Annotated in this window: 4 protein-coding genes; 1 reads left to right on the forward strand and 3 read right to left on the reverse strand. The window is 42.9% G+C overall.

What is annotated here, in order from left to right; genetic code table 11:
* Positions 1 to 54: 54 nt before the first annotated feature.
* Complete coding sequence (locus LC605_RS17095; RefSeq protein WP_229548713.1) at positions 55 to 702, forward strand: hypothetical protein; 648 nt, start codon at positions 55 to 57, stop codon at positions 700 to 702.
* A 332-nt stretch (positions 703 to 1,034) separates the two neighbouring features.
* Here LC605_RS17095 and LC605_RS17100 read toward each other — a convergent pair whose 3' ends face one another.
* The 3 genes from LC605_RS17100 to LC605_RS17110 all read right to left on the reverse strand — a co-directional run.
* Complete coding sequence (locus LC605_RS17100; protein WP_229548714.1) at positions 1,035 to 2,417, reverse strand: PrsW family glutamic-type intramembrane protease; 1,383 nt, start codon at positions 2,415 to 2,417, stop codon at positions 1,035 to 1,037.
* 1,632 nt (positions 2,418 to 4,049) lie between these two features.
* Positions 4,050 to 5,420, reverse strand: a complete 1,371-nt coding sequence (locus LC605_RS17105; protein ID WP_229548715.1) for a sorbosone dehydrogenase family protein — start codon at positions 5,418 to 5,420, stop codon at positions 4,050 to 4,052.
* 1,315 nt (positions 5,421 to 6,735) lie between these two features.
* Positions 6,736 to 8,415, reverse strand: a 1,680-nt coding sequence (locus LC605_RS17110; protein ID WP_229548716.1) for a penicillin-binding transpeptidase domain-containing protein, incomplete at its 5' end; no start/stop codon positions are given.

Consider the following 8,415-nt stretch of genomic DNA (forward strand, 5'->3'; position numbering starts at 1 on the left):
CCTCTGGGGAATTGTAGCTGTAAATACCACCAAATAATCGTCAGGTAAGAAGAAATGGCTCACCAAATTAACACATCAGACACTTTCTCCTCTTTGCCATCTCAAGTAGATTTAGAGTTTTTAGAAGCGTTACTGGAACCAGAGGATGCTACTTACCCTTGGAATCCAGTTGATGATGAATCAGAAGCTTATTTTCAGGAACTAGAACAACAGTTCGGAATGCAAGATTTGCTTGATGAAGAACTGACGACGCGATCGCAAGATTTTTACGGCCATCTAGACACACTTTGGTGTGGTATTACTTCCACGCCAGACTACGATGAAAACCGACAACAGGTAGCAGTTCTTAACCTTCAAGAAACATTACTTACTACTTTTTCTGCCTGTGTGCCCCAAACATTGCTCAACACCATCGCTACCAAAGCTGCTGAAATATTTGCTGCACGCCAATTAATGGGCGAACAACTGGTTGAGTGCGTTCAGGCAGTACTACCAAGTTGGGGAACGGAGGATCTTTTAGTTTTGGCTCGTCCTTTTGCTTACGCTATGCGAAGTAGCGAACCGCAAAACCCGCTATCTGCACTCAGTAATCTTCACGATAGCGAGTGGACAGCTTTATCAGAAATAGAGAAAGCAAAGGTTAGTTTAGCGATCGCCTCCTATGCTTTCATTCAACTCAACAAGTCTCACTCCCAAGTATAACTTGAGCCAACTAAGCTAATGAGCATTTAAGTTGCATAATAAGTAAGTCGGCAAAAATAAACCAAACTATATTACGAAACGTAAATATACCTTAAACCCTTATAAATGACAAAGGACGAAGGACGAAGGACAAATGACAAATGACAAATGACAAATGACAGCCTTAGCTAGTTAGCTTTATTTGCGTCGCTCTACTTACCAGGGATAGAGCCGCTTACTACAAGCGAATCAATCTGGAAAAATCAATGACGATTAGCTTATACTCTTATCTGTTTTTTTTTACATAAATTTCCGGTCTAGGCAGATTTATCTGCTAATGTTGATTTCACCCGTTATTTTGGCTCTAGAAATCGCGTAGCAAAATTTTGCGATCGCGTCGGTGACAGCGCCCGTGCCTTGAGAATTGCCGCCATCAAAAAGGCGTAAGATAACACCCCAACAACTACTAACAGCAAGGCATTGATTGATCCTGTAGCATTCCACAGAGCGTGGAGAGCAGAGGCACTAAGATAACCAATAGAAAGAATTTGCCAACTTCTACTGGGTTTGAGAACAGCCAACCCGATAAAATAACCCAGGTAGCCACTATAAGCCATGTGTCCAGCTACAGAGCCTAAAATTCGCGGAATTAGCAGTTGTAAACCCGCCAGTTGACCAGCAGCGCCTATACCCACCTGTTGCGTGACATTTTGAGTAATATCTGGCACATATTGTCCGAGAGTTTCCAAAAGAGTGAAGCCCACAGCCGAAGCTGTTCCCAGGAGAATACCATCTAGAGGTTCCCAGACACCTATACGTTCCCGCCAAGGTGAAGACAACATTCTGCCGATGGCAAAAGCCCCTAGTACAGGCAATGCCTTAAGTAATTCCTCCATCAAGCCAGCGCCAAAAAACATCCGCACCAGTAACTCTGTAAAGGTGATAGATTGTTGGGGTGTGGGCAAGTTTCCAGGTAGAATAGCGCGAAACACGAAGATAAATAAATCTAATAGCGGACTGAGTAAAATCAGCGTCGTACTCATTGCCGCAGCCATTAGCACCCACCAAGGCTTCTGTTTGCCGCAAAGTTGGTAAACAAAATAGTAGGCAGCAAAGGCAATGTAAGTTGCGACGATCACTTGATTAGCTTGGGGCCGACCGACTGTAACAAACATCAGCACCACAAAGATTACGGTCAGTATTCCCGGTACAAGGTAAGCTTTACGAGTTAAATCTTTACCAGTGGAAATAATCGGAAAAAGCTGGGTGAAGCTAACAGAATCTGGCTGCTTTAATTGCGTGTGGCTGTGGTAGTTCGTCGCCGAAGGCAGTGGTGTAACTTGGTTCACTGTCGTCGCCGGCGAAAGTGAGGTATACTCGTACTCAAAAACGTATTGCGGCCCATCAGCACCTAGAGAAATGCGATCGCCTGGGTGCAATTCCTGACATTCATACAAGCGTTGTCCATTCAAATAAGTGCCATTAGCACTATTCAAATCACAAAGCACCCAGCTAAATTTGCTATCAGGGGATAAAGAGAGCGGACGAACCACTGCATGACGACGAGATACCATTCGGTACATCATGGCGTCCAAGACAACTTGGCAGCTGGGGTCGCGTCCAATTACCATCTCTTTACTGGGGGGCAGTGAGTACCGAGATTCTGATCCCGAAGCTGCCCCATTACTAGACACTAGCCGCAGAAATGCATTATGTCTTGCGTTTTTGCCTGTCATTGAGTTAGAGTGCGTTTCTAAACTAATTATTCACATAATTTGGCAGCAGGACTAACCTTGGCCACATTAACAGCAGCATTGCTAAATCCACTATAGCTTCACTTACTGCTAAGAAATTTTAAATTTCAGATGCAAAGTTTCAAAATTGTCCACCTCACGTAAATAAGTATTCCATGTGCCGAGAGTTTGTCCTCAACTTGGCTTTTTCGGCTGATAAATCAGATTGTGTCGGTGATGTACTGTTGACATCCTAGCTACAAATTAAACCCATAACAATTGCTCAAAAAATAGTAGTTTTTACTGCATTTTGTTTTATTCCGAAAATATACAATCAGTTGTCAGTTTTTTTGCCACTGATATAAGAATCATATTTGATTTATGAAAAAATTTAAGTATTTGTAGGGTGCCGTACTTTCGTCTAACACACCCTACGTATATTTCAAAAATCAAATACTAGTCCTATAATTGACTAATTTCCTGGGAATGGGGAGTGGGGAGTAGTTAAACAAATTGGCCGAGGATCAAACCAAAAATATTTCCGGTATCTTGCTTCAAAGAACTGTAGCTAGTTTTGGGTGTTCAATCAGGGCTATTTCATTCTCATCTAGCCCGCCTCAGAATGAATTCACCTCTCTTATAGCGAAAGTAGTCTAAAGACTACTGAGAAAAGGTCATAGTCCGTTAAAACGTACTTTAGCTATAAGAGGATGTTTGAAAAGTCGTAAAGTATACTATAAACCCCGCTTCCATTCCTCTCCCCGAAGCGGAGAGAGGCTTTGAAACCCCCATTCCCTCCAAGGGTTGGGGGGCTAGGGGGGTTAGGTTTGGGAGGCTTAGATGTTACGAAAAATACTTTTCAAACATCCTCTAAGAGAGGAACTTCAGTTCCGGGTCGTTTATGTCAAAAATAAAGGTTCAAAACCTCGCGCCTAGTGGGCGAAAAAATCCTTTTATCGTTAGGTAGGTTGAAACCCCACCCCTCGTGGGTGGCTCATTTCCCTGTTAAGAGTTCCCTTTCATGTCTAGAATGAAATAGCCCTGGGTGTTCAATATTAGAGGTTGTTTTAAAAGTGGTCGGCTGTAATTTTAGGCACTTCTAGATCCCCCCTAACCCCCCGATAAATTGGCTTTCAAGGGTAGGTTTTTTGGAATCTCGAAAATAGTTGAGAATTTTCTCAACTATTTAACGTGGTTTGGTCGTTTCAGAATTTTAAAGTCCCTCTCCCATATATGGGAGAGGGATTTAGGGTGAGGGCAAAAACTACGGTTCTCAACTTAGATGAGGTTTAGTTCCAAGTACTGTGAGGAATTGTGTGATCGCGGTTCTCAGTTGAGTAGGTACTGAACCCCACCGCCAACCCCTCCCCGCAAGGCTACCGTGTATACACAAGTGACTTATTTTGCTCAAAGCCCTCTCAGACCTAACAAGAACAGCCCCTTCTCTTAAAGGGTTGGGGAGCCAATCTTCAAAGCCCCTCTGTGCCTCGGAGAGGGGTTTGGGGAGAGGTCTGCCGACTTGTGTATACACGGTAGGCAAGGGAGGAGGACCCACTTATTCAGCCTTCGACCAAGCGCTCACGCCAAAGTCGGTTTTTTTGGTCAGAATTCATGCTGAATTCTGTTTGATAAAACTTAGCCTGGTGGCGTGTAGGAGAGCTTGTAGATGGCGTGGCCATAGTCATCCGAGATTAACAAATTACCTTGCTGATCCACTACCATATCTACAGGTCGCCCCCAGACTTCTTGCGTTGCTGCAAGTAACCAACCACTGACTAAATTCATCTGGTTTCCTGGGAGATTTCTCCTAGTGTCCCAGGGAAAGTAAGCTATATTGTAGCCGGTTTTTTCCTGCCGATTCCATGAACCGTGCAACCCCACCACTGCCCCATTTGAGTAGAGACGGGGAAAGTTCGTATTTTGTAAGAAGGTTAGTCCCAATGGGGCCGAATGTGCTTGCATACCCTTTTTGATCTTGTCCATCGCATTACAATTAACACGTCCATCAGCATTGAACTCATAGTCGCGATCGAAGGGCATATTGTTGAAGCCACTTGACGTGTCAGGATTGGAGTTGCAGAATGGCCAACCGTAGTTACCGCCATCTCGCACTTGCGTGAACTGTTCTGGCGGGTGGTTGTCTACGTAGGACGGGATAATCTTACCGTAGTTGCCAGTGGCATCCCTGAAAGGATAGGCGACGTTGTCTCGATTCATAACAGTTACCCAGAGGTCATTTGTGCCAGGGACGAATGCGAGTCCTTCTGCATTACGTAAACCTTGGGCAAAAAGCCGGCGATTAGTTCCATCAGCGTTGTACTGGTAAATTGCACCGCGCTTTGGGTTACTAACAGTATCTGATAGGCAGGCGTTGCATGTCGAGGCGATGGACACATATAGTTTGTGGTTGGCATCGAGTGCAATATTTTTCAGTTCGTGACCGTAAGAACCTCTCAGTTCCCGGGTACTGGCGTCTGGTAAACCAGCTACGACAACTTGGCGATTTTGCGCCATTGTGTTTCCAGGTTTGTAGATGAAGCGGTTAATTTGATGAGTCTCAGAGATGTAAATGTATGTTGTGTTGTTAATCTTGTGAAACACAATGTCGTGCGGTCTGCGTAGACCTGCTACGAAGTCAGAAATAATTGGGTCTCTACTGCCATTTGGTCTTACCAGTAACACTTTACCCGTACTGGGCTGCGATACTAGAAGATCGCCATTGGGAGCAACTGCCATAAAGCGGGCTTTCTTAATACGAGCATAAACGGAGATGGAAAAGTTGGGCGGTACTTTCAAGTAACGGCTAGTATTGAAGGGCTCATAGCTCATTGAAATAGGCACTTTTAGCTTGGTTTGAACAGATGCAGCCGGTGGGATGGCCAATGCTGGGCTAGAAAGCACCTCAAAGTGCATCACAGTTGTAAACAGGGCGAGCAAGCTAATTAGTCGTGAAGATACTTTCCGTCCGAGCCACTGTCTTGACTGTAGAACACACAAAATTAACATTTTTGATTTCCTTTTGATCTGGATGGTGAAATGCATAACTACACTTAAGACCGTATTTAGAGCCTTAGTTGTAGCAGCCAGAAACACTTTGACTTGCAAATAACATAGTTTTGGACTAAGACTAATTGCAAGTATTTATAAGTAAGACTAATCACAAATAGGTCTAAAATCCTTTCTACGAATTTGCTTACCGATGAATTGAATCTGACCGATTAGTAGTCGAACTTTCAAACCTTAGAGGATGTTTGAAAAGTATTGTTTTTGAGATCAAAACTTCATAAACCTAACCCCATATAGCGTGTTTTAAAAGTCTTATATTCCCCGAAACCTCCCTTAAACAACGCAGCAATTATATTAACCCACATTCTGCACCCGAAAGTGTCACACTAGGAATTTTCGGCTTTTGTCGATGAGCGATCGCAATCCTGATTTGATAATATTTGTATTAAATACAACATTTGCCCCAGATAAAAATCGGAGAAACCGATTGTGAAAGTCGGGGGTGTGGAATGCTGGCTCAATAGCAGGTTTTATTAGACATCTCCGAAAAAGAATCTCAAACGCTTATTCTGTCTAGGTGAAAACCTAATTTCTGGAGATGTCTATTGATTAATATTGTTCTTAGCTAGATTTCACCTGCATATATCTCCTTCACATACTATTGATATGAAAGTGAAATGCCAGCGGTATACTTACGAATATTGAAATTTACTTTAAAGAGCTTTTTGGGTGAATTTACGTAACTTGTAATCTTTCTCTCAGAGAGGATCAAAAATTGAGCGATCGCATTCATATTTGGTCATTCGTGACAAGTTAAGAGAAAATTTATTCTGTCAATTCGTAATTATCCTGAAAAATTACGAATTATCTTAGTATGAAATTAGATATTGTACTTAGCTTTGAACACAAGAATGAATTATGCATTAAAAATTTCGCGTAGGCGCAGCCCAACCTAGGTATCGCCTAACCAAAAATAGTGTTTTCTACCCCGTTTTTCAGGAAAATTTTAAGCATTATTACTTATTGACAAATGGTTTATCACCTTAACTTGTCACCAATGATATTTGGCCATTTAAATACTCTTGTTGCAGAAAGACTTAAAAAAAATAGGGAATTGAGATTATTCTGTGCCGAAAGTGACAGAAGAGGCAAACCCTAATTATGGGCGATTCATGTTTACCTGAGAATTACTAAGTAAGTCGGTGAAAATAAATCAAACTATATGACGAAACGTAAACAGGCTTGAAACCCTTACCAAGGACGAATGACAAAGGACAAATGACAGCCATCACGAGTTATCTTTAATTGCGCCGACCTACTTAATAGAAAATCCCCGACGCGTGGGTTTTACACTAGCTAACTCCACCCGAAAACTTACTTCGTCACTCATTTCCCCGCTTCTGACTTCCAATGTCCAATTTCCAGGACGTAAATACCAAAATAAATAATTAGCTGAGTTTTTATCTAACTTTTCACCATTCAGCCACCACTCTACAGGCGCAGATTTATTTACCGCCAACTTAAATTCGAGTTTTTGCTTCGTTTCTTCACCTGGATATAGTAAGAATAAATCCCCATGATGCGGAGATAAAATTCTCAAATTGGTAGAAATAAAATTCGATTGCTGTTGTTTTGCTAACCACTCATCATACTCTGGTGGTAAATTAAATTGATATTGATGTTGGTAACTACTTTTATCTTCCGGATAGAAATATTCCTGCACCACAGAGGTACAATCGGGTGTTGGTCGTAACCCCGAAATGGCACAAATAGGTAATTCCACCAAACCTTCTGGAGGCGGAAAAGTTTTTGGTTCTTGATGTTCATGTAGATGTAACATAATTCGATTCCATAACGGTGCAGCCCCTGTCACACCTGAAACCTGACGCATCGGTTCACCGTTGAAATTGCCTACCCAAGTAGCGACGGTGTAATCACTAGTGAAGCCAACTGTCCAAGTATCCCGAAAATTGGAAGAAGTACCAGTTTTAACAGCAGCAGCAAAGGGTAAATTTAATACAGAGTCTACACCAAATGCTGTTGCACGAGCATAGCTGTCACTGAGTATGTTGGTGATTAATTGCCATATTGTGTGATTAGGGAGTAGGGAGTGGAGAGTAGGGGGTGGGGAATTAGAAAATGTGCTTACTAACGGCGTAGCATCTCCCTGCCGTGCCATAGTAACGTAAGCCCTAGCTAGTTCCCAGAGACTGACTTCGCCACTACCTAAAGTTAAACCCAAACCGTAATGTTCTGGAGTTTGATTGAGGTGTTCAAATCCCAGTTGATGCAGACGTTCTAAAAAAGTTTGCACACCTACTTTTTCTAACAGGCGTACTGCGGGTATATTTAGGGAGTTTGCCAAAGCGATTCTTACCCGCACTGGGCCAAGAAATTTTTCGGTGTAATCTGTGGGGCTGTAAAGTTTCGCGCCGGGAATGGCGTAATGGGCGGGTACATCTGCCAAAATAGTATTTGGACGAATTAAACCTTTTTCTAAAGCTAATTCATAGACAAAAGGTTTGAGGGTAGACCCTGGTTGGCGTAGCGCCTGAACTCCATCATTGCGTCCCAGTTTTGCTTCATTAAAGTAATCAGGCGAACCGACATAAGCCAAAACTTCCCCAGTGTGGTTATCAATTACCAACGCTGCTGCATTATGGACATTGTTGGTGGCCAGAGAAGAAATTACCTGCTGTACCTGTGCTTGGACAAACTGCTGTAAGGGGCGATTTATAGTCGTGCGAATCACAGATTGATCCCCCCAACCCCCCTTAAAAAGGGGGGCTTGATTCCTTCCTTTGTAAGAAAGGCTAGGGGGGATTTGATTGGCTAACCAAAACAAAAAGTGTGGTGCAGCGATAATTCCCCGTTGGCGAGATTGAAACACAACTTTTTCAGTGTGTGTTCGGGCTGCGTTCGCACCACTAATATACTTTTCCTGTACCATCCGATTCAGGACGTATTTTTGTCGCTGCTTCAGCCGTTCCCAATG

Origin of the sequence: Nostoc sp. CHAB 5836, from assembly GCF_020829445.1 — a bacterium.
GTDB lineage: Bacteria > Cyanobacteriota > Cyanobacteriia > Cyanobacteriales > Nostocaceae > Nostoc.